Annotated in this window: 23 protein-coding genes; 2 read left to right on the top strand and 21 right to left on the bottom strand. The window is 42.0% G+C overall.

Translation table 11 applies throughout. The features are described from left to right. Nucleotides 1-56: 56 nt before the first annotated feature. The 8 genes from glmS to ruvB form a co-directional block, all read right to left on the bottom strand. Entirely contained in the window at nucleotides 57-1865 is a 1809-nt protein-coding gene (gene glmS / locus B7697_RS05795) for a glutamine--fructose-6-phosphate transaminase (isomerizing) (protein WP_084950758.1), read from the bottom strand. A gap of 191 nt (nucleotides 1866-2056) precedes the next feature. Then, the gene (gene bglA / locus B7697_RS05790; protein ID WP_084950757.1) at nucleotides 2057-3436 is read right to left on the bottom strand and encodes a 6-phospho-beta-glucosidase; all 1380 of its coding nucleotides are present in this window, start codon (nucleotides 3434-3436) and stop codon (nucleotides 2057-2059) included. A 98-nt stretch (nucleotides 3437-3534) separates the two neighbouring features. Continuing rightward, nucleotides 3535-5388, bottom strand: a complete 1854-nt coding sequence (locus B7697_RS05785) for a proline--tRNA ligase (RefSeq protein ID WP_084950755.1) — start codon at nucleotides 5386-5388, stop codon at nucleotides 3535-3537. A gap of 12 nt (nucleotides 5389-5400) precedes the next feature. Then, complete coding sequence (gene rseP / locus B7697_RS05780; protein WP_004255204.1) at nucleotides 5401-6660, bottom strand: RIP metalloprotease RseP; 1260 nt, start codon at nucleotides 6658-6660, stop codon at nucleotides 5401-5403. A gap of 21 nt (nucleotides 6661-6681) precedes the next feature. Further along, complete coding sequence (locus B7697_RS05775; protein ID WP_000189852.1) at nucleotides 6682-7485, bottom strand: phosphatidate cytidylyltransferase; 804 nt, start codon at nucleotides 7483-7485, stop codon at nucleotides 6682-6684. Nucleotides 7486-7493: 8 nt separating this feature from the next. After that, entirely contained in the window at nucleotides 7494-8252 is a 759-nt protein-coding gene (locus B7697_RS05770; protein ID WP_084950754.1) for an isoprenyl transferase, read from the bottom strand. A gap of 385 nt (nucleotides 8253-8637) precedes the next feature. Continuing rightward, nucleotides 8638-9210 carry a nucleotidyltransferase family protein gene (locus B7697_RS05760; RefSeq protein WP_084862782.1) on the bottom strand — a complete coding sequence of 191 codons (573 nt, stop codon included), beginning with the start codon at nucleotides 9208-9210 and terminating at the stop codon, nucleotides 8638-8640. Next, nucleotides 9191-10189, bottom strand: a complete 999-nt coding sequence (ruvB, locus tag B7697_RS05755; RefSeq protein WP_023946759.1) for a Holliday junction branch migration DNA helicase RuvB — start codon at nucleotides 10187-10189, stop codon at nucleotides 9191-9193. The genes B7697_RS05760 and ruvB overlap by 20 nt, the downstream gene beginning before the upstream one ends. 133 nt (nucleotides 10190-10322) lie before the next feature. On the opposite strand from ruvB, the gene B7697_RS05750 reads away from it, so the two are divergent. Next, nucleotides 10323-10415, top strand: coding sequence for a type I toxin-antitoxin system Fst family toxin (locus B7697_RS05750; protein WP_084862780.1), 93 nt, complete (start codon nucleotides 10323-10325; stop codon nucleotides 10413-10415). A 161-nt stretch (nucleotides 10416-10576) separates the two neighbouring features. Continuing rightward, nucleotides 10577-10711, top strand: coding sequence for a hypothetical protein (locus tag B7697_RS09475; RefSeq protein WP_257960423.1), 135 nt, complete (start codon nucleotides 10577-10579; stop codon nucleotides 10709-10711). A 427-nt stretch (nucleotides 10712-11138) separates the two neighbouring features. Here the strand turns inward: B7697_RS09475 and B7697_RS05745 are convergent, their stop codons facing one another. From B7697_RS05745 to B7697_RS05685, 13 genes are all read right to left on the bottom strand, one after another. Beyond that, complete coding sequence (locus B7697_RS05745; RefSeq protein ID WP_020902700.1) at nucleotides 11139-11555, bottom strand: GNAT family N-acetyltransferase; 417 nt, start codon at nucleotides 11553-11555, stop codon at nucleotides 11139-11141. 11 nt (nucleotides 11556-11566) lie between these two features. Beyond that, nucleotides 11567-12262 (bottom strand): GNAT family N-acetyltransferase, encoded by a 696-nt coding sequence (locus B7697_RS05740; protein WP_049551256.1) that lies wholly within the window; start codon nucleotides 12260-12262, stop codon nucleotides 11567-11569. 109 nt (nucleotides 12263-12371) lie between these two features. Beyond that, nucleotides 12372-14873, bottom strand: coding sequence for a leucine--tRNA ligase (gene leuS, locus B7697_RS05735; protein ID WP_084950752.1), 2502 nt, complete (start codon nucleotides 14871-14873; stop codon nucleotides 12372-12374). Between the two features lie 157 nt (nucleotides 14874-15030). Next, the gene (locus B7697_RS05730) at nucleotides 15031-15726 is read right to left on the bottom strand and encodes a histidine phosphatase family protein (protein ID WP_084950750.1); all 696 of its coding nucleotides are present in this window, start codon (nucleotides 15724-15726) and stop codon (nucleotides 15031-15033) included. A 244-nt stretch (nucleotides 15727-15970) separates the two neighbouring features. After that, nucleotides 15971-17308: a PFL family protein gene (locus tag B7697_RS05725; RefSeq protein WP_084950749.1), complete on the bottom strand. Its 1338-nt coding sequence runs from the start codon at nucleotides 17306-17308 to the stop codon at nucleotides 15971-15973. Nucleotides 17309-17317: 9 nt separating this feature from the next. Next, a complete protein-coding gene (locus B7697_RS05720) occupies nucleotides 17318-17584 on the bottom strand; it encodes an ACT domain-containing protein (RefSeq protein ID WP_000644130.1) in 267 nt (88 codons plus the stop codon). Between the two features lie 264 nt (nucleotides 17585-17848). Next, entirely contained in the window at nucleotides 17849-18235 is a 387-nt protein-coding gene (rplQ, locus tag B7697_RS05715; RefSeq protein ID WP_000331493.1) for a 50S ribosomal protein L17, read from the bottom strand. Between the two features lie 11 nt (nucleotides 18236-18246). Next, nucleotides 18247-19182, bottom strand: coding sequence for a DNA-directed RNA polymerase subunit alpha (locus tag B7697_RS05710; protein WP_000568988.1), 936 nt, complete (start codon nucleotides 19180-19182; stop codon nucleotides 18247-18249). A gap of 42 nt (nucleotides 19183-19224) precedes the next feature. Continuing rightward, nucleotides 19225-19608, bottom strand: coding sequence for a 30S ribosomal protein S11 (rpsK, locus tag B7697_RS05705; RefSeq protein WP_001118385.1), 384 nt, complete (start codon nucleotides 19606-19608; stop codon nucleotides 19225-19227). Between the two features lie 17 nt (nucleotides 19609-19625). Continuing rightward, nucleotides 19626-19991 (bottom strand): 30S ribosomal protein S13, encoded by a 366-nt coding sequence (gene rpsM / locus B7697_RS05700; RefSeq protein ID WP_000090781.1) that lies wholly within the window; start codon nucleotides 19989-19991, stop codon nucleotides 19626-19628. 17 nt (nucleotides 19992-20008) lie between these two features. After that, complete coding sequence (rpmJ, locus tag B7697_RS05695) at nucleotides 20009-20125, bottom strand: 50S ribosomal protein L36 (RefSeq protein WP_001808836.1); 117 nt, start codon at nucleotides 20123-20125, stop codon at nucleotides 20009-20011. 24 nt (nucleotides 20126-20149) lie between these two features. Further along, on the bottom strand, nucleotides 20150-20368 hold the full coding sequence (gene infA / locus B7697_RS05690) for a translation initiation factor IF-1 (protein WP_001029883.1): 219 nt from the start codon (nucleotides 20366-20368) through the stop codon (nucleotides 20150-20152). 116 nt (nucleotides 20369-20484) lie between these two features. After that, complete coding sequence (locus B7697_RS05685) at nucleotides 20485-21123, bottom strand: adenylate kinase (protein ID WP_084950747.1); 639 nt, start codon at nucleotides 21121-21123, stop codon at nucleotides 20485-20487. Nucleotides 21124-21204: the final 81 nt, after the last annotated feature.

The following is a 21204-nucleotide window of genomic DNA, read 5'->3' as shown; positions in this document are numbered from 1 at the left end:
GTACAAGCAACCGATTTGCTCACAAGAAAAAGCCTAGATAACTAGACTTTTTAAGCTTATTCTACCGTTACTGACTTAGCAAGGTTACGTGGTTTGTCCACATCAAGCCCACGGTGGAGTGTTGCAAAGTAAGCGACTAATTGCGTTGGCACGACCATTGAAATTGGTGAGAGGTAAGGGTGTACAGTCGTAAGGACGATATCATCTGTATCTTTGGCAACATTTTCTTCTGCAATAGTGAGAACCTTGGCACCACGGGCTGCCACCTCTTGGATATTTCCACGAGTGTGGTTGGCAAGGACTGGATCTGACAAGAGAGCCAAAACAGGCGTTCCTTCTTCAATCAAGGCAATAGTTCCGTGCTTGAGTTCTCCTGCCGCAAAGCCTTCACACTGGATATAAGAAATCTCTTTGAGTTTAAGGCTTGCTTCCATAGCTACGTAGTAATCTTGACCACGCCCAATATAAAAGGCGTTGCGAGTTGTTTCAAGAAGCTCACGAACCTTGGCTTCAATGGTTTCTTTCTCTGAAAGAGTTGATTCGATAGACTGAGCTACGATTGACAACTCATGAACCAAGTCAAAGACTTGCGCTTTAGCATTGCCATTTGCTTCTCCTACTGCTTTTGCAAGAAAAGCAAGGGCTGCAATTTGTGCTGTATAAGCCTTTGTTGATGCTACGGCAATTTCAGGACCTGCATGAAGGAGCATGGTATGATTGGCTTCACGTGAAAGAGTTGAACCTGGTACGTTTGTCACTGTCAAGCTTGGGATTCCCATTTCATTAGCCTTGACCAAAACCTGACGGCTATCCGCCGTTTCACCAGACTGACTGATAAAGATGAAGAGTGGTTTCTTGCTGAGAAGTGGCATACCGTAACCCCACTCAGATGAAATTCCAAGTTCAACTGGTGTATCTGTCAATTCTTCCAACATTTTCTTAGAAGCAAATCCTGCGTGGTAAGATGTCCCAGCTGCAAGGATGTAGATACGGTCTGCGTCTTGAACAGCCTGGATGATAGCTGGGTCTACTACTACTTGACCAGCCTCATCTGTGTAGGCTTGGATTAGTTTACGCATAACAGTTGGTTGCTCGTCAATTTCCTTAAGCATGTAGTAAGGGTAAGTTCCTTTACCGATATCTGACAAGTCTAGCTCAGCAGTGTAGCTAGCACGCTCACGACGATTTCCATCATAGTCTTGAACTTCCACGCTATCCGCCTTGACGATTACCAACTCTTGGTCATGGATTTCCATGTATTGGTTGGTCTCACGAATCATAGCCATAGCATCTGAGCAGACCATGTTATAGCCTTCTCCAAGACCAATCAAAAGTGGTGATTTATTCTTAGCTACGTAGATAACTTCAGGATCTTGTGAGTCAACCAAGGCAAAGGCATAAGAACCACGGATGATGTGAAGAGCTTTTTTGAAGGCTTCAAGAACTGAGAGACCTTCTTCTTCCGCAAATTTTCCAATCAAGTGAACGGCGATTTCAGTATCTGTTTGCCCCTTAAAGTGGTGACCTGCAAGGTATTCTTCCTTGATTTCAAGGTAGTTCTCAATCACACCGTTGTGAACCAAGACAAAACGTTCTGTCTCAGAGCGGTGTGGGTGAGCATTGTCCTCAGTTGGTTTCCCATGAGTTGCCCAACGAGTATGTCCGATACCAGTTGTTCCCTCAACACCAGCTGTCTTGGCAGACAATTCTGCGATACGACCAACAGCCTTCACCAAATGGTTTTCAGCACCACCTAGGACAAAAATCCCCGCAGAATCATAGCCACGGTATTCGAGCTTTTCAAGCCCTTGAATCAAAATATCAGTTGCATTTGTGTTTCCAACAACACCAACAATTCCACACATAGTATATACGACACAGACCAGCTGTGCTTTCTCCTTAAAATTGGTATAGTCTAATTCCTCTTTTATAGAATCAGCAAAAACAGTATATACTTGTTTCTTTCACTTGTCAAGAGTTAAAATTGGTATAGTTCAAATTAAGCTCCTGTAAGCAAAAGACTCTGACCAATTAGGATAATCAGTCAGAGTCCTTTTTAAAATCCATTATTATCGCTTAATTCCTTGAACCAATGCCCTGATTTTTTCAGACGACGTTCTTGCGTTTCCAAGTCTAATTCGATCAAACCATAGCGATTTTTATAGCTGTTGAGCCATGACCAGCAATCAATAAAAGTCCAAATCAAGTAGCCCTTACAATTGGCTCCATCTTCAATGGCACGGTGAAGTTCACGAAGATGATCTTTTACAAAGTCAATACGATAATCATCTTGAATCATTCCATTCTCACGAAATTTTTCTTCCCCCTCAACACCCATACCATTCTCTGTCAACATCCACTCAATATTGCCATAATTTTCCTTGATATTTTGGGAAATGTCATAAATCCCTTGCTCATAAATCTCCCAGCCACGATGAGGATTGATTTTACGCCCAGGCATCACATAAGGCTCGTAAAAATGTTCTGGCAAAAGAGGACTCTCTGGATTCTTAGCAAATCGAGGCGCCATAACACGCAAAGGTTGATAGTAGTTGACACCAAGGAAGTCCACCGTATTGTCACGAATGAGATCCAACTCCTCCTCTGTAGCATCAGGCAAGAGACCGTGTTCATGCAAGATTTCTACCAACTCCTGTGGATAAGTCCCCAAAACAGATGGATCTAAGAAAGATTGGGCCTGAAAGAGGTCCGCAATGCGAGCTGCCTTGACATCAGCAGGATGCTGGCTACGTGGATAAGCCGGTGTCAAGTTTAAGACAATCCCAATCTTAGCATCAGGCAAGAGTTCATGACAGACCTTGACCGCTCGACTGCTGGCCAATTGTGTATGATAGGCTACTTTAACAGCTGCCTCTGCATCCACCTTATGTGGATAATGGGCATCGTAAAAATAGCCAAACTCTACAGGAACGATTGGCTCGTTAAAGGTAATCCATTGATCCACTAAATCTCCATAAGTCTCAAAACAAAAACGAGCATAGTCTTCATAGGCTGAGACAGTCGCCTTATTTTCCCAACCATCACCATCCTCTTGAAGGGCAAAAGGCAAATCAAAATGATAGAGATTGACTAAAAGACGAATCCCTCTAGCCTTAATAACCTCAAAAACCTTACGGTAGAAATCCACACCTTGTGGATTGACTTTCCCACGCCCTTGTGGAAAAATCCGTGACCACTGAATAGAAGTCCGAAAGGCCGTGTGACCAGTTTCTAACAGTAGCTCAATATCCTGTTCCCAATTTGCATAAAAGGTCGATGTCTTATCTGGACCAATCCCATTATAGTAACGATTTGGCTCCACTTGGTACCAGTAATCCCAGAGATTATCTCCCTTACCATCACCAGCTACACGCCCTTCTGTTTGTGGTCCAGAAGTGGAGGATCCCCAGACAAAATCCTTTGGAAATCTTAGCATACATTTACCTCTTTATCTAGTCATTTTTCCCATTATACAGAAAAAACAAGGTAAAAACTAGTTACATTTTTTCCTTGTTTTTCTTCTGATTATAGTTTTTATTTCTTGCTGAGGATTTCAAGCGTTTCAAGCACATTATCTGCATGAACTTCGATAGTGTCACCAGTCGCTTTAATCTTAACTTCTACGATACCATCAGCCGCTTTTTTACCAACGGTGATGCGGATTGGCAACCCAATCAAGTCACTATCGCTGAATTTAACACCGACACGTTCGTTACGGTCATCTGTCAAGACTTCGTAACCAGCTCCCATCAAGCTTGCTTCAAGTTTTTCTGTCAAGGCTTGCGCTTCATCATCCTTGACATTGACAGTTATCAAGTGCACATCAAATGGTGCCAACTCTTTAGGGAAGTTGATTCCCCAAGCGTAACGGTATTCACCTTTTGGCGTTTTGTTAACAAAGAGGCGAGCGTGTTGCTCCATCACTGCTGAAAGGAGACGGCTGACACCGATACCGTAACATCCCATGATAATTGGCACAGCGCGGCCATTTTCATCCAAAACATCTGCTCCCATGCTTGCTGAATAGCGAGTGCCGAGTTTGAAGATGTGACCAATTTCGATACCACGCGCAAAGTTAAGAACACCTTGTCCGTCTGGAGAAATTTCCCCCTCACGAACTTCACGGATATCCACATATTCTGCAGTAAAATCACGACCTGGGTTCACACCAGTCAAGTGGTAGCCATCTTCGTTAGCACCAACAACTGCATTGCGAACATCTTGCACCTTACGATCTGCAATAATTTTAATATTCTCTGGCAAACCAACTGGTCCAAGTGAACCGAACCCTGCTTGAACAAGATTCGCCACTTCTTCTTCGCTAGCAACGTCAAAGAAATCTGCTCCCAAATGGTTTTTCAACTTAACTTCGTTGAGTTGGTCATTTCCAACTAGAAGGGCCGCAACAAGTTCACCATCTGCCATGTAGAAGAGGGTTTTGATCGTTTGTTCTTCTGGAACATTGAGGAAGGCTGCAACTTCATCGATTGATTTAACATCTGGAGTTGCCACACGAGTCACTTCTTCTTCAGCGACAACACGGTTGCTTGGTTTGTACTCGTTTGTTGCCATTTCCAAGTTGGCCGCATAGCTAGATTCACTTGAGTAAGCAATGGTATCTTCACCAGAGACCATCCATTTGAGCAATTCTGCCTTGATTTCTTCTTGCACTTCTGCAGGAATCTCATCAAATGAAGCAACTGACTTGTCCAAGACGACCCAGCGGTCAAGGTCTGTACGAGCAGGTGTAATGGCCATAAATTCTTGGCTGTCCTTACCACCCATAGCTCCACCGTCACCAATAATTGCCTTGAAATCTAAACCACTACGAGTGAAAATACGCTCATAAGCAGCTTTGTACTCATCATAAACACTGTCCAAGCTATCATAGTTAGCGTGGAAACTGTAAGCATCTTTCATGATAAACTCACGTGTACGGAGTAGTCCATTACGTGGGCGTTTTTCATCACGATACTTAGGCTGGATTTGGTAAAGGTTGAGTGGCAATTGCTTGTAAGACTTAACAGAATCACGGACAATAGCTGTAAAGGTTTCTTCGTGAGTTGGACCTAGGATAAAGTCTGATTTTTCACGGTTTTTTAGTTTGTAAAGGTCCTCACCATAAGTTTCATAACGGCCTGATTCGCGCCACAATTCTGCACTGAGAAGGGCTGGAGCTAACATCTCAACGGCACCAATCTTGTCGAATTCTTGACGCATGATATTTTTAGCTTTTTCAATCACACGGTTGGCAAGTGGTAGGTATGAATAAACACCTGCTGAGACTTGACGAACATAACCAGCTCGCAACATAAGAGCATGGCTGATAACTTGAGCATCGCTTGGCATTTCGCGAAGCGTTGGGATAGGCATTTTACTTTGTTTCATAATATTCCTCGATTATCTAAAAAAGAGTCGCATGATGTCATTCCAGGTCACAGCAATCATCAAGACAACCATGATGACCACTCCGGCCAAGGTGACATAGGTTTCAATTTCTTGTTTCAATGGTTTGCGGCGGATGGCTTCCAGGATATTGAGCACAATCTTACCACCATCCAGAGCTGGAATCGGAATAAGATTAAAAATCCCAATATTGATGGAAATCACTGCCAAGAAGTACAAGACATTCTCAATTCCATTTTTAGCGGCATCACTACTTGCCTTAAAGATAGCAACAGGTCCACCCAGCTTGTTCAAATCCGGTTGGAAAATCAAATTTTTCAGTTCTGAGAGAATTCGGAGGGCCGAGTCAGTAGCAGTTGTAAAACCACCTACAAACATGGATACAAAATCTGACTTAATCCCCGGTTGAACACCTAGAAGGTAACGGCCTTGACTTTCTTCGGGTGTAACAGTGACTTGTTTGTCACTCCCCTTTTCAGAAATAGTCACATCCAAAGTCGGGGCCGTCTTATCTTTGGTTTCTGTTTCCACAGCCTGAATCAAGCTTTCCCAGTTGTTAATCTCATGTGAGCCAATCTTGGTAATTTGTGCCGTTTCTGGCACTCCCACCTTGGCCAAAGCCCCTTGGGGCATGACATGGAACTGGTTAGTATCAACATCTCTGACGCCACCCTGCATGAAGATTAAAATCCAAAAAACAACGACACCTAAGATAAAGTTATTCATAGGTCCTGCAAAGTTGGTAATCAGTTTGCCCCAGATAGTTGCATTTTGATATTGAACATCCAAGGGAGCAATCCGAACCTCAGTACCATCTGCTTCCACAACCGTTGCATCGTGATCTACTGCAAATGTTTTTTCTTCTTCCAGAACCAAACCCTTGATAAAAAGCTTGTCTTCAAAGTCAAACTGGGTCACCTGCATAGGAAGAGCTGTTTGATCTAATTTTTTACCAGAAAGATTGATGCGCTTAACCTTACCATCATCAGCAAGAGTCAAACTGACAGGAGTTCCTGTCTTGATTTCAGTTGTATCATCACCCCAACCGGCCATGCGAACATAGCCACCCAGAGGCAAGATTCGAATGGTATAGGCCGTTCCATCCTTGCCAATGTGAGCAAAGATTTTGGGGCCCATTCCAATGGCAAATTCACGCACTAGAATCCCTGATTTCTTGGCAAAGTAGAAGTGTCCGAACTCGTGCACTACCACAATAATCCCGAAAACCAGAATAAAGGTTAAAATTCCGAGCATAGTATTTCCTCCGTCTTTTGATTAAAAGAGTCCAAACAAGTGCATGATTGGAAATACAAGCAACATACTATCAAAACGATCCAAAACACCACCATGTCCAGGGATAAATTTCCCAGAATCCTTGACACCAAAGTGACGCTTGATCGAACTTTCTAGTAAATCACCAAATTGTCCAGCAATGCTAAAGAAAATAGCAAAGACGGACATCTTGTAAATTCCATACGGAAGAGCAACTGTTCTGTCAAACATCATAAAGATGATGGTTACTAAAATCGCACCTAAAATACCACCCAAGGCACCCTCAAAGGTTTTATTTGGAGAAACTGTCGGAGCTAGTTTTCGTTTACCATAGTTCATCCCAACAAGATAGGCACCACTGTCTGTTGCCCAAACAATACACAAGGCTAATAGTGCCTTATCTAAACCTGCAATTCTAGCATCTAATAGAGCATTAAAACCAAAGCCCACATAAAAGCTCATAGCAAGAGGGAAAACAGCATCCTCAATCGTATAAGACTTGCTAAAAACAGTCGTTCCTAACATGATTGAAATCAACACACTATAAGCAACCACATTCCCATCAACTGGCAAAAAAGTCAGGTAATTCTCCAAGGGAATGGTCAAGGCAAAGGTTGCAAAGAGGGTCAGGAGGCCTTCCATCGTCATGGTCTCTAGACCTCTCATCTTCAAAAGTTCATGCATTGCTAGCATAGCTATAATTCCAATTGCTATCTGAAGCAAGAGTCCCCCAATCATCAAAATCGGTAGGAAAATAGCCAGTGCAATCCCTGCAAACAAGGTTCTTTTCTGTAAATCCTGTGTCATATTTCCTCCTAAACTCCTCCAAATCGGCGATGACGACGATTGTAGGCAAGAATGGCTTCCTGCAAGGCTACTTCGTCAAAGTCAGGCCACAAGGTATCTGTAAAATAGAGTTCACTATAGGCCCCCTGCCATGGAAGGAAATTACTCAAACGCAATTCTCCACTAGTACGGATAATCAAATCTGGGTCTCGTAAGTCCTTAGGCAAATGCTGGGTAAAGAGATAGTTGCCAATCAATTCCTCTGTGATGTCACCTGGGTTGATTTTGGCATCTAACACATCCTGAGAAATCAACTTAAGAGCCTGTGTAATCTCAGCACGCCCACCATAGTTGAGGGCGAAATTAAGTATCAAGCCTGTGTTGTTCTTAGTCAATTCCTCAGCCTTAGTCAGAGCTTCAAAGGTTTGCTTAGGCAGGCGGTCCGTTTCCCCAATCATTTGAATCTTAACATTATTCGCATGCAATTCCGGGACATAATTATCATAAAACTCTACTGGCAAGTTCATGATGAACTTGACTTCCTGATCTGGACGGGTCCAGTTTTCTGTAGAAAAAGCATAGACCGTAATAACCTTAACGCCTAGTTTGTTGGCTGCCTTGGTCACAGTTTGCAATGTTTCCATGCCCGCCTTGTGTCCGAAGACTCGCGGTTGCATACGTTTTTTAGCCCAACGGCCATTGCCATCCATGATGATGCCGATATGAGCAGGAACCTGTGTCGGAACCTCAACTTCCACAGCCTTATCTTTCTTAAAAAATCCAAACATGATCTTATTCCTATTCAAAAATCTATCGTTTCATTATACCATATTTCCCTATTTTCTTCTATCACTAAGCTATTTATACTCTTCGAAAATCAAATTCAAACCACGTCAGCTTCACCTTGCCGTAGGTATATGATACTGACTCCGTCAGCTCTATCCACAACCTCAAAACAGTGTTTTGAGCAGCCTGTGGCTAACTTCCTAGTTTGCACTTTGATTTTCTTTGAGTATTATTCTCAGGCACAAAGCCCATTTTTCAAAAAAATAAGCCGCCTGATTGGGCGACTTTATTTTTTATAGGGAGATTATTATGAAAAAGTTTTAGGAGTTTAAGTTAAGGTCTTCTTAACTTATGGACTTAGTATACACTTCCTAGCTTAAAGTTTCCTTAAGGATTTTTAAAAATCAAATTTTTCCATTTTTCCTGCCAATTTTTCTTGGATAGACGTGTTTGATAAAGTTCCATTCGGTCTTCATTCTCTAAAAAATGAGGAGTTGGACGAACTTGAAAATTCAAAATATCCTCCAAACCATAAGGTGCATAGAGTTCAAAATCGGATTCTTCATTCAAGCGTAGTCCAACAGCCGTACACCGTTCTGGATACTTACTCATAGCATCACGGGAACTGGTATAGGGAGCAGTATGAGGGCTATGCTGATGCATATAGACCTGATTTTTCAACTCCCATTGGTACTGAGGAAAATCCTCTCGTAGCTTTTTCTCCAGTAATAAGGTTTCCTCATAAGAAATATCTGGATTAAAGAAAATCACATCTACATCTGTTTCACAGTCAAAAGGGGATTTATCTGACAAGAGATTCCAGATGAAATTCCTGACAGAACCTGCTGCCAACCAAGAATCTTTCAAACCAAGGTTTCGGATGATAGTCAAAATAGCCATCATATCCGGATTTTCTCTGAAAGAGTCTAAAATTTCAGCCTTATTTTTCAATATATTCATACCCTAAATGCTCATATGCCTTAGCAGTCGCCACCCGTCCAGAACGTGTCCGCATGATAAAACCTTTTTGAATCAAGTAGGGCTCATACATGTCTTCAACTGTCTCACGCTCTTCTGCTATGTTAACAGAAAGAGTTCCTAGACCAACAGGACCACCACCGTACATCTCAATCATGGTGCGAAGGATTTTCTGGTCCACATAGTCCAGACCTTCATGGTCAACATCCAGCATAGTCAAAGCCTTATCAGTAATAAGATCATCGATAACCCCATTCCCTATAATCTGGGCAAAATCGCGCACGCGTTTGAGGAGACGATTGGCAATACGAGGGGTTCCACGACTACGTAGGGCTAATTCAGATGCTGCCTCATGAGTGATTTCCATCTCAAAAATATCTGCCGTCCGCTCAACAATTTCCGTCAAGTCAGCATGGGCATAATACTCCATGTGACCTGTAATTCCAAAACGTGCCCGTAGCGGATTTGAGAGCATACCAGCCCGAGTCGTCGCACCAATCAAAGTGAAAGGTGGCAACTCCAAATGAACACTGCGACTGCCTTCACCAGCCCCAATCATGATATCAATGTAGAAGTCCTCCATGGCACTATAAAGCACCTCTTCCACTGACATTGGCAAACGATGAATCTCATCAATAAAGAGAACATCCCCAGGCTCTAAGTCATTCAAAATCGCTACCAAATCACCGGCTTTTTCAATGACTGGACCCGAAGTCTGCTTGAGATTGACACCTAGTTCATTGGCAATAACAAAAGCCATGGTCGTTTTTCCCAAGCCTGGAGGGCCAAATAAAAGCACATGATCCAGCGCTTCATCCCGCATTTTGGCAGCTTCTATAAAGATTTGAAGCTGGTCCTTGACCTTATCCTGCCCAATATATTCACGTAAATACTGAGGACGGAGCGTGCGTTCTACTAACTCCTCGTCCCCCATTATCTCATTATCTAAAATTCTACTCATGGCTCTATTATATCAAAAAACCAAGCCACAAACAAAAAAGCCACCTGATTGGGTGACTCCAGAGTTTAGCACCTATGTGGTATAACATTCTACGGCACTGCTACACCGCCTACGAAAGGAGGTGAGATAGCCCATGATGGAACTAATCCTTAAAACTATCATCGAACCGATTGTGGTCGGTGTCGTTCTTCGGCTAGTCGATAAATGGCTAAACAAGGACAAATAGTGTCAAAAAAGACCCCAAGCTTATTTGGACGTGAGCTTGGGGTCTTTTCTAGCCTATGATATAGACACAATACTTAATTCTCTTTCATTATCCCACAGTTCACACATTTCGTCAAAGATTTACATTCTCAGCTTCGCAAGCTTTAACCGCTGTACAACAATATGATGACTCACTCCTCGACAACCAAGAACATTATTACAGCAGTTCCAGTCCTTCAATTAACAGTCACTTACAATCAAATTGAGTTTGAAGTAGCTGAAGCGACAACAGACCTATTTATTAGTCATATTCGCTAAAAAAAGTCCCCGCCAATTCCCCGACCAAAATCCGAAAAATATCGGAAAATGATTTTTAGAATAGTCCCCAAAATCCTGAAATAGAGCCAAAAAACTCCACCTGATTGGGTGGAGTTAAGGGAGATTATTATGAAAAAGAAAAGTTTAGGATTTTATTAAATAAAGTTAGGAGGTCTTTATTTAATAACTATATGATACAAGACAAAGCTTAAAACTAGCTTAACTTTTCTCAAATTTTACTATTTTGCAAAAAAAATCTATCACCATCACCTATCCACGAAAAAAGCCACCTGATTGGGTGGCTTCATTAGGAGATTATGATGAAAAAAGTTTTAGGATTTCATTAAATAAAGTTAGGAGGTCTTTATTTAATGACTATATAATACTAGACCATCCTTAAATTTTGCTTAATAAAAAACAAATTTTATTATTTTTCTCGATTCATCCAAGTCATTCCTATACAATTATAGGTGGATAAGATTTCAAAGCCCATAGAACGATAGAAGCCCAAGGTTCTTTCTGTCTCTTCTGTCACCAGCTGAACTTGATAGACATCTTTGTAATCCTCTAAAACCTCTTTCATTAGGGCACTACCAATCCCTTGACGCTGATAGATAGGTAAAACGATTAAATCCTGAACCAGTACTGATGAGAATCCATCTCCAACCAAACGAATCAAGCCCACCACAGTATCATCATCAAGCGCCACATAAATCGCTAATGAATGAGATAAGGCCTGCTCCAGCATCTCTGATTGATCGGTATAATTTGTCCAACCGACAGCCTGATAGAGATGCAAAACATCCTCTAGCTTGACAAATTCTTGCTTTTTAATAGTGATCATGTCAACACCTCTTAAAACTCTCTCAAGCTCTTGTACTGCCGTCCATTTTTATCAAAATTTTCAGGAGCCAACCATGCTTCCAATCGAGCTTTGACTTGAGGCCAGTCCTTATCAATCATAGACAACCAATCCGTATCCCTAGTACGCCCCTTATAAACGACTGCCTGGCGGAAGGTTCCTTCATAAACAAATCCCAAACGCTCCGCAGCTCGTCTGGATGGCAGATTAAGAGAATCACATTTCCATTCGTAGCGACGATAGTTAAGCTCCTCAAAAACATAACGTGCCAAGAGATACTGAGCTTCTGTCCCTATTCGTGTTCCCCTGAGTTCTGGAGAAAAAGTGACCGCTCCCACTTCTATCACTCGATTATTCTGGTCAATGCGCATGAGAGAAAATGTTCCCAAAGCCTTACCAGTTTCCTTGTCTATAATTGCATAGTAAAAGCGATCCTTACGAGCCAACATCTGATTTAAAAGGCTAACCAGCTCCTCCATATCTGCCACTGGTTCCTGAAAGAGGTAAGTCCACATCTCCCGCGGAGTATCTGGACCATAAACAGCTAATAAATCATCCGCATGCTTTTCCACCGAAAGAGCCTCTACCCTAGCATAACGCCCTTCTAAGAAACCAATAGAAGGCAATTCGCCCGGTGTATAACCTTCCATTGACTCCCCAATCATCTGATCATATTCATTTACTGGCATAGCATTCTCCTTGTTTCACTTTTCAAACTTTATAGTTGCCCATAGTATATCATACTTTCATAAGAAGATTCAAAAAATCCTCCAGATTCTACTCTGAAGGATTCATTTCTTATTTCACAACAATGTTAACCAATTTATTCGGTACACTAATCACTTTCACGATGTCCTTACCGTCAATTTCTGCTTTGACTTTTTCGTCAGCCAGAGCAATTTCTTGTAATTCTTCGCGTGATAGATCTTTAGCGACCATGAGTTTGGCACGGACTTTTCCTTTGATTTGGACAACGATTTCGATTTCGTCTTCAACCAATTTACTTTCGTCCCATGTTGGCCAAGCCACGTAAGAGATTGACTCACCTGTTGCTGCAACTGTTTGCCAGAGCTCTTCTGCCAAGTGAGGCGCAAATGGTGCAATCAATTGAATAAAGCCTTTGGCGTAGTCTGCATAAAGCTTGTCTTCCTTGTTAGCCGCATTGACAAAGACCATAAGTTGGGCAATGGCTGTGTTGAATTTGAGGGATTCGATTTGCTCTGTGACAGCTTTAACGGTTTCGTTGTAAACCTTGTCGAGAGCGCCATTGTTTTCCGCAACAATATCCTTACTTGTAATCAAACGGTAAACACGGTCAAGGAACTTACGACTTCCTTCCAGACCTTCTTCAGACCAAGCGATTGAAGCATCAAGTGGGCCCATGAACATTTCATAAACACGAAGGGTATCGGCACCGTATTGCTCCACCACGTCGTCTGGGTTAACAACGTTCTTGAGCGATTTAGACATCTTGGCTGGCGCTTGCTCTAACTCCTCTCCTGTTTCCACATGGAAGAAAGAACCGTCACGTTTTTCAACCTTATCGGTTGCCACAAGAGCCCCACGGTGGTCACGGTAGCTTGTTCCCAAAATCATTCCTTGGTTAAAGAGTTTTTGGAATGGTTCCTTAGTTGGAACAACACCGAGGTCATAGAGGAATTTGTGCCAGAAACGAGCGTAAAGCAAGTGAAGAACAGCATGCTCTGCCCCACCCACGTAGATATCTACTGGCAACCATTGTTTGAGAAGATCCTCATCGGCCAATTTCTCAGTATTGTGTGGGTCAATATAGCGGAGGTAGTACCAGCTTGAACCTGCCCATTGTGGCATAGTATTGGTTTCGCGACGACCCTTGACACCATCTTCACGAGTCACTTCAAGCCAATCTGTCAAGTTAGCTAGTGGACTTTCACCAGTACCTGAAGGACGGATATCCTTGGTTACAGGCAAGACAAGCGGCAATTCACTTTCAGGAACAGCTGTTGAAGTTCCGTCTTCCCAATGAATGATTGGAATCGGCTCACCCCAATAACGTTGACGGCTAAAGAGCCAGTCGCGGAGACGGTAGGTAACCTTCTCTTGTCCACAGCTGTTTTCTTCCAACCAAGACACAATCTTGGCAATAGCGTCTTCTTTGTTCAATCCATCTAGGAAGTCTGAATTGACATGAAGTCCATCTTCTGTGTAGGCAGCTTCTTCAACGTTTCCACCTTTAAGTACTTCGACGATTGGAAGGTCAAATTGTTTGGCAAATTCCCAGTCACGTTGGTCATGGGCAGGTACAGCCATTACCGCACCTGTTCCGTAACTAGCAAGAACATAGTCGGCAATCCAGATTGGGATTTCCTTGCCATTGACAGGGTTGATGGCATAAGCACCAGTCCAAACCCCTGTTTTTTCTTTGGCAAGGTCCGTACGAGCCAAGTCAGACTTGAGGCTAGCTTGGTGTTTATAGTCAGCTACTGCCTCTGCTTGCTCTGGACTTGTGATAGCGTCAACCAAATCATGCTCAGGAGCCAAAACGGTGAAAGTTGCACCGAAAAGAGTATCAGGACGAGTTGTAAAGACTGTGAATTCCTTATCTGTTCCCTTAACTTTGAAGGTTACATTAGCACCAGTTGATTTACCAATCCAGTTACGTTGCATGTCCTTGATAGACTCTGGCCAATCTAGTTCATCTAAATCATTGAGCAAGCGCTCTGCATAGGCCGTGATTTTGAGCATCCATTGGCGCATTGGCTTGCGGACAACTGGATAGCCTCCACGCTCAGAAGTTCCGTCAGGAAGAACCTCTTCGTTAGCAATGGCTGTTCCCAATTCCTCAACCCAGTTTACTGGTACTTCCGCTTCATAGGCCAAGCCTTTTTTGTAAAGCTTGGTGAAAATCCATTGCGTCCACTTGTAGTAGTTTGGATCTGTTGTATTGACTTCACGATCCCAGTCGTAAGAAAATCCAAGCGCATTGATTTGTCGTTTGAAGTTGGCAATATTTTCCGCTGTAAATTCTGCTGGGTCATTACCTGTATCCATAGCGTATTGCTCTGCAGGCAAACCAAAAGCATCCCACCCCATTGGGTGAAGGACATTGTAGCCTTGCGCACGTTTGTAACGGCTGAGAATATCTGTTGCGGTATAACCTTCTGGGTGTCCTACGTGCAGACCCGCTCCAGACGGATAAGGGAACATATCGAGGGCATAAAACTTCGGTTTTGATGCATCTGTTCCTGTCTTAAATGTATGATGTTCTGCCCAGTAGCCCTGCCACTTAGGCTCAATTTCTTTATGATTATAAAAACTCATGGTCTCTCTCCAATTTTGTGATGTTACTATTATACCATTTTTGAGGGAATTTGAAAGATGAGAAATGTTCTTTTGGGCTTGTATGGCAAGAAAGACTGAATCGCAAATCCAACTTATTTAGCAGAATAAAAAGTTAGCTCACACTTGTAGCTAACTTCTATAGATTGTTTGTCTCTTCTATCTTCTCACGTCCTAGTTCTCGGTAACTACGATCGCCGACAACTTCAACGCTAAACTGCCCGTCCTCATATTCAAGGATCGTCACACTACCATTATCTAGACCATGCGGATGCATACCATTAATCAGATAAACAATGGTTCCAATGGTCATTCCGTGGCTCACGACAAGGGCATTGCCCCCACCTTGTTCTTCCATTTCTTTGGCAATCGCTTCAAAACCTTCTTTGATGCGACCACTGAGTTTTTCCCAGCCTTCAGCCCAACCAGCTGTATCGACCTCTACCAAGCCCTCAGCCAGTTCAGCATAAGACAATTGGTGAACGTGGTCCACATTAAAGATACGAGGAATAATGCCCATGAAAAGATCGCCATCGTAGGCTCCATCAAAACTACCGAAACACCATTCTCTGATACGCTTGTCCATGCGATATGGGATTTTCCCTTGCAAGCCAAGTTCGTCAAGAATGATTCCCATGGTTTGAATGGTGCGGCCAGAATCACTCGAATAAGCGCGCTCAAACTGCAGACCAGATTCTCGCAAACCGATTCCTAGTTCTTGAATCCCGCGCTCACCTTCAGCTGTTAAGGGAGTATCGCTCCAACCTTGAGCGCGACCAATCGTGTTAAACATGGTCTTGCCATGACGTACCAAATACAATCGTACTTTTACCATTTTCCGTCCTCCATTTGCTTCTATTATATCATGGATGATAAAACAAAAGCCACCCATACAGGCGACTTTTGCAGGAGATTATTATGAAAAAGTTTAGGAGTTCTATTAAATAAAGATATTAGATGAAAATCAAATTCAAACTAAATCAGTGTTATCTGTTTCAAATAATATTAGGAGGTCTTTATTTAATGATTATAGTATACACAGCTAACCTTAAATAGAACTTAAAATTTCTCTTATTTTTTTAATTTTTAAAACTATGAATTGGTGCTGGGATTTGTCCTCCACGAGAGATGAAATCAACAGACGAAGCCCCATTGACTTTCATAACTGGAGCTGTACCAAGAAGACCACCAAATTCAATCATATCTCCCTCTTTTCCTTTAGGAATGATACGAACAGCCGTAGTTTTCATGTTAATGACACCAATTGCCGCTTCATCTGCAATCATAGCCGCAATGGTTTCAGCAGGTGTATCCTCCGGAATGGCAATCATATCCAAACCAACGGAACAGATAGCTGTCATGGCCTCTAGTTTTTCTAAATTAAGAGAGCCATTTTGCACTGCAGCAATCATTCCTTCATCCTCAGAAACAGGGATAAAGGCACCAGACAAACCACCGACTTGGTTGCAGGCCATCACTCCGCCCTTCTTAACTTGGTCATTCAAGAGAGCCAAGGCAGCCGTCGTTCCATGCGTACCAACTGTCTCTAGTCCCATTTCTTCTAGGACACGTGCTACAGAATCTCCAACCGCAGGAGTTGGCGCTAAACTCAAGTCCACAATACCAAACTCCACACCCAGTCTCTCGCTGGCCATTTGACCAACTAATTGACCGATACGAGTGATTTTAAAGGCAGTTTTCTTAACAGTTTCGGCTACTACATCAAAGCTCTGTCCACGAACTTTTTCCAAGGCACGTTTCACCACACCAGGACCGGAAACTCCGACATTGATGATAACATCTGCCTCTCCAACACCATGGAAGGCACCCGCCATAAACGGATTGTCCTCAACAGCATTAGCAAATACAACCAACTTGGCTGCTCCCATATCAGATAGATTAGCCGTTTCCTTGATAATACGTCCCATATCTGCAACAGCCGTCATATTAATACCAGACTTGGTTGAGCCAATATTAACTGACGAGCAGACCTTATCCGTTTCAGCCAAAGCGCGAGGAATAGAATTGATGAGAATCTCATCTCCCTTTTGATAACCTTTTTGTACCAAGGCAGAGAAACCACCAATAAAGTCCACACCAATCTCTTTCGCAGCCTTATCAAGCGCTTTTGCCAAAACCACGTAGTCCGTCGCATCTGTAGCTGCCCCAATCAGAGAAATAGGAGTCACCGATAAACGCTTATTAACAATTGGAATTCCCAACTCAGCTGCAATTTCATCACCAACAGCCACTAAATTAGCCGCCTTTGTCGTAATCTTTTGATAAATTTTCTCCGCAGCACAATTGATATCTGGATCGATACAGTCCAAAAGGGAAATCCCCATGGTAATAGTTCTGATATCGAAGTTTTGCTCCTCAATCATGGCGATGGTTTCAGTAACTTGTCTAATATCCATGATAACCTCCTAGATATTATACATAGCTTCGAAAATCGCTGCACTCTGAATATTGATTTTCACATTCAAAGTTTGCCCAAAAGCTTCAAATTCATTACGAAGATAGGTAAAATCTTGCTTTTTATCACTAGAGACTACAGCCATCATCGTAAAATATTCATCCAAAACAGTTTGAGAGATATCATCAATATTCAAACCCAATTCTGCAATTTTACCAGAAACACCTGCAACAATTCCAGATTTATCTTTACCAACAACAGTTATAATCGCTTTCATAAGCAAACTCCAATTCTTCTTTAAATAGGAAACCTGAACATTAAATAGGATTCTTTTCAAATAGTATAGCATAATTCTAACTAAAATACTTAAAAACGCCTGCTTACGAAGTTGTTCTTAAGAAAAAAACAATTTCGTAAACAAGCGTCTACTATCTCAACTTATGATGAGTGTTCCCGCTAGGACCGAAATCCTAGCGGTAGACCAGAGCTAGACTAAGAGCACAAGACTCCATCATCATAACACTCAACAAAATTGATGATTTTATACTAATTCGATGATCGCCATTGGCGCTGCATCACCACGACGTGGTTCAGTTTTAAGGATACGAGTGTATCCACCGTTACGTTCAGCATAACGAGGTGCGATTTCTGAGAACAATTTTTGAAGTGCTGTAGTAGAAGTGTACTTATCAGTTGCTTCATCATAGTTTTCAGATGCGATTTCATTACGTACGAAAGCAGCTGCTTGACGACGTGCATGCAAATCACCACGTTTACCTAGAGTAATCATTTTTTCAACAGTTTTACGGATTTCTTTAGCACGAGCTTCAGTTGTCACGATTGATTCGTTGATCAAAAGGTCAGTGGTCAAATCGCGAAGCATTGCTTTACGTTGTGAGCTAGTGCGTCCTAGTTTACGGTAAGCCATTTATTCCTCCTTTATTTATCTTTTAATCCAAGACCCAAATCAATGAGTTTGAGTTTCACTTCTTCCAAACTCTTGCGTCCAAGATTTCGTACTTTCATCATCTCTGCTTCAGATTTTTCTGTCAAATCATGCACAGTATTGATACCGGCACGTTTCAAACAGTTGTATGAACGCACAGACAAGTCCAGTTCCTCAATCGTACGATCCAAAATACGGTCGTCAGATTCAGTATCAGCTTCTTTCATCACTTCAGTTGACTTAGCAATCTCAGTAAGATTTGTAAACAAATCAAGATGTTCTGTCAAAATACGTGCTGAAAGCCCTAAAGCATCTTCTGGAATAATTGTTCCATTTGTCAAGATTTCAAGGGTTAATTTGTCAAATCCATCATTGCTACCTACACGAGCAGGTTCCACTTGATAGTTGACTTTTGTAACTGGTGTATAAATAGAATCTACAGCAAGTGTTCCAACTGGTGCATTATCCTTTTTATTTTCATCGGCAGGTACATATCCACGACCACTGTTAACAGTCATAGTCGCTTTTAGAGAAGAACCTTCACCGATTGTAAAGAGATAATGATCTGGATTTACAATTTCAATATCGCTATCTGTCAAAATGTCACCAGCTGTTACTTCAGCAGGACCTTCAACATCTAGTTCGATGATTTTTTCGTCTTCAACGTACGATTTCACTGCAATTCCTTTAATGTTCAGAATGATTTGCATCACATCTTCACGAACACCTGGAACTGTGTCAAACTCATGTAACACACCATCAATATTGATAGATGTCACAGCTGCTCCTGGTAGAGAAGCTAGAAGTACACGACGAAGAGAGTTACCAAGAGTTGTACCGTAGCCACGTTCAAGTGGTTCGATTACAAACTTGCCATAATCTTTATTTTCATCAATTTTTGTTATATTTGGTTTTTCAAACTCGATCATTTAGTTACTCCCTCTTAAACGAAAAGCAGTGTAATGCGATGATTATACACGGCGACGTTTTGGAGGACGAGCACCATTGTGTGGCACTGGAGTCACATCACGAATTGCTGTTACTTCAAGACCAGCGGCAGCAAGCGCACGAATAGCTGACTCACGACCAGAACCTGGACCTTTTACAGTAACTTCAACTGATTTAAGACCGTGTTCTTGTGCAGATTTAGCAGCAGCTTCAGAAGCCATTTGAGCAGCGAATGGTGTAGATTTACGAGAACCTTTGAAACCAAGAGCACCAGCTGATGACCAAGCAATTGCATTACCATGCACATCAGTAATCATAACAATAGTGTTATTAAATGTAGCGTGAATATGAGCAATACCAGATTCGATATTCTTTTTCACACGACGTTTACGTGTTGGTTTAGCCAAGACTTTTACCTCCTATATTATTTTTTCTTACCAGCAATCGCAACAGCTTTACCTTTACGAGTGCGAGCGTTGTTTTTAGTGTTTTGTCCACGGACAGGAAGTCCACGACGGTGACGGATACCACGGTATGAACCGATTTCCATCAAACGTTTGATGTTCAAGTTTACTTCACGACGAAGGTCACCTTCAACTTTGATTGCATCCACTTCACGACGGATAGCATCTTCTTGATCTGATGTAAGATCACGTACACGAACATCTTCTGAGATTCCAGCAGCAGCCAAAATTTTCTTAGATGTTGCAAGTCCGATACCATAAACATAAGTCAATGAGATTACTACGCGTTTGTCATTTGGAATGTCAACTCCAGCAATACGAGCCATGTTTTCTCCTTTCTATCTTATCCTTGACGTTGTTTGTGTTTTGGATTTGCTGGGCAAATTACCATAACACGACCATTACGACGAATAACTTTACAGTATTCGCAAATTGGTTTGACCGATGGTCTTACTTTCATTTCTTATCCCTCCAAGTTTTTCGATTATTTAAAGCGGTAAGTGATACGTCCACGTGTCAAGTCATATGGACTCATTTCGACAGTAACACGATCTCCCGCTAAAATACGAATATAGTTTTTACGAATTTTACCAGAAACTGTTGCTAAAATCTGATGTCCATTTTCAAGTTCAACCGTAAACATTGCATTCGGCATTGTATCAACTACTTTGCCTTCAACTTCAATCACATCGTCTTTTGCCACGCAAAAGCACCTCCATAAATTTCGATTCGATGCCTCTAGACACAGAGACAACAATTATAAGTCAGACTATCTCAGTATAACATTTGTAGCGGATTTTTGCAAGTGTGAAAAACGCTTTATTTCAAATTTGTCAATACTTTTTCGATATCTGAGAAGACATCATTGATATCTTGATTACCTTCGATGTCATGAACCAAACCTTTGGCACGGTAGTGAGCAATGATTGGTTCTCCTTGAGCAATATTCACATCCAAACGACGTTTTACTGTCTCAGGTTTATCATCTTCACGTTGGTAGTAATCTTCTTCTTTATAGTCAACTGGTGGGTTAAAGACCTTGTGGAAAGTTTCTCCAGTTACGCGGTGGATGATACGGCCACTCAAACGTTCCAAGAGGCTGTCAGGGTTCACTTCAATATTGATAACACCTTCTAGTTCAATGCCAAGTTCAGCCAATGTTTTGTCCAAGGCATGAGCTTGCTCGATTGTACGTGGGTAACCATCCAATAAGAATCCTGTTTCTTTAATACCATCTTGTGAAAGGCGTTCTTTTACGATTCCATTTGTAACTGCGTCAGGAACCAATTCACCCTTGTCAATGTATGACTTAGCAAGAACACCCATTTCAGTTTGATTTGCCATTGCAGCGCGGAACATATCACCAGTTGAGATATGTGCAACATGGAATTGTTCTACGATTTTTGCTGCTTGAGTTCCCTTACCTGCACCAGGTAAGCCCATAATCAAAAGATTCATGATTTGATCTCCTTATTTTATTTTTAAATAGAAGCAAAAAGTCTTTTCACCCCTATTTAAAAACAAAATAGAAGAGGGGAG

This window comes from Streptococcus mitis (genome assembly GCF_002096895.1).
In the GTDB taxonomy this organism is placed as follows: Bacteria; Bacillota; Bacilli; order Lactobacillales; family Streptococcaceae; genus Streptococcus; species Streptococcus mitis_AH.
This window is presented reverse-complemented; position numbering and strand designations above follow the sequence as displayed.

Bases quoted from the DNA above. Each gene is read 5' to 3' on its own strand.
- glmS (WP_084950758.1), bottom strand. From the start codon at position 1,865: ATGTGTGGAATTGTTGGTGTTGTTGGAAACACAAATGCAACTGATATT.
- bglA (WP_084950757.1), bottom strand. From the start codon at position 3,436: ATGCTAAGATTTCCAAAGGATTTTGTCTGGGGATCCTCCACTTCTGGA.
- B7697_RS05785 (WP_084950755.1), bottom strand. From the start codon at position 5,388: ATGAAACAAAGTAAAATGCCTATCCCAACGCTTCGCGAAATGCCAAGC.
- rseP (WP_004255204.1), bottom strand. From the start codon at position 6,660: ATGCTCGGAATTTTAACCTTTATTCTGGTTTTCGGGATTATTGTGGTA.
- B7697_RS05775 (WP_000189852.1), bottom strand. From the start codon at position 7,485: ATGACACAGGATTTACAGAAAAGAACCTTGTTTGCAGGGATTGCACTG.
- B7697_RS05770 (WP_084950754.1), bottom strand. From the start codon at position 8,252: ATGTTTGGATTTTTTAAGAAAGATAAGGCTGTGGAAGTTGAGGTTCCG.
- B7697_RS05760 (WP_084862782.1), bottom strand. From the start codon at position 9,210: ATGAATATATTGAAAAATAAGGCTGAAATTTTAGACTCTTTCAGAGAA.
- ruvB (WP_023946759.1), bottom strand. From the start codon at position 10,189: ATGAGTAGAATTTTAGATAATGAGATAATGGGGGACGAGGAGTTAGTA.
- B7697_RS05750 (WP_084862780.1), top strand. From the start codon at position 10,323: ATGATGGAACTAATCCTTAAAACTATCATCGAACCGATTGTGGTCGGT.
- B7697_RS09475 (WP_257960423.1), top strand. From the start codon at position 10,577: ATGATGACTCACTCCTCGACAACCAAGAACATTATTACAGCAGTTCCA.
- B7697_RS05745 (WP_020902700.1), bottom strand. From the start codon at position 11,555: ATGATCACTATTAAAAAGCAAGAATTTGTCAAGCTAGAGGATGTTTTG.
- B7697_RS05740 (WP_049551256.1), bottom strand. From the start codon at position 12,262: ATGCCAGTAAATGAATATGATCAGATGATTGGGGAGTCAATGGAAGGT.
- leuS (WP_084950752.1), bottom strand. From the start codon at position 14,873: ATGAGTTTTTATAATCATAAAGAAATTGAGCCTAAGTGGCAGGGCTAC.
- B7697_RS05730 (WP_084950750.1), bottom strand. From the start codon at position 15,726: ATGGTAAAAGTACGATTGTATTTGGTACGTCATGGCAAGACCATGTTT.
- B7697_RS05725 (WP_084950749.1), bottom strand. From the start codon at position 17,308: ATGGATATTAGACAAGTTACTGAAACCATCGCCATGATTGAGGAGCAA.
- B7697_RS05720 (WP_000644130.1), bottom strand. From the start codon at position 17,584: ATGAAAGCGATTATAACTGTTGTTGGTAAAGATAAATCTGGAATTGTT.
- rplQ (WP_000331493.1), bottom strand. From the start codon at position 18,235: ATGGCTTACCGTAAACTAGGACGCACTAGCTCACAACGTAAAGCAATG.
- B7697_RS05710 (WP_000568988.1), bottom strand. From the start codon at position 19,182: ATGATCGAGTTTGAAAAACCAAATATAACAAAAATTGATGAAAATAAA.
- rpsM (WP_000090781.1), bottom strand. From the start codon at position 19,991: ATGGCTCGTATTGCTGGAGTTGACATTCCAAATGACAAACGCGTAGTA.
- rpmJ (WP_001808836.1), bottom strand. From the start codon at position 20,125: ATGAAAGTAAGACCATCGGTCAAACCAATTTGCGAATACTGTAAAGTT.
- B7697_RS05685 (WP_084950747.1), bottom strand. From the start codon at position 21,123: ATGAATCTTTTGATTATGGGCTTACCTGGTGCAGGTAAGGGAACTCAA.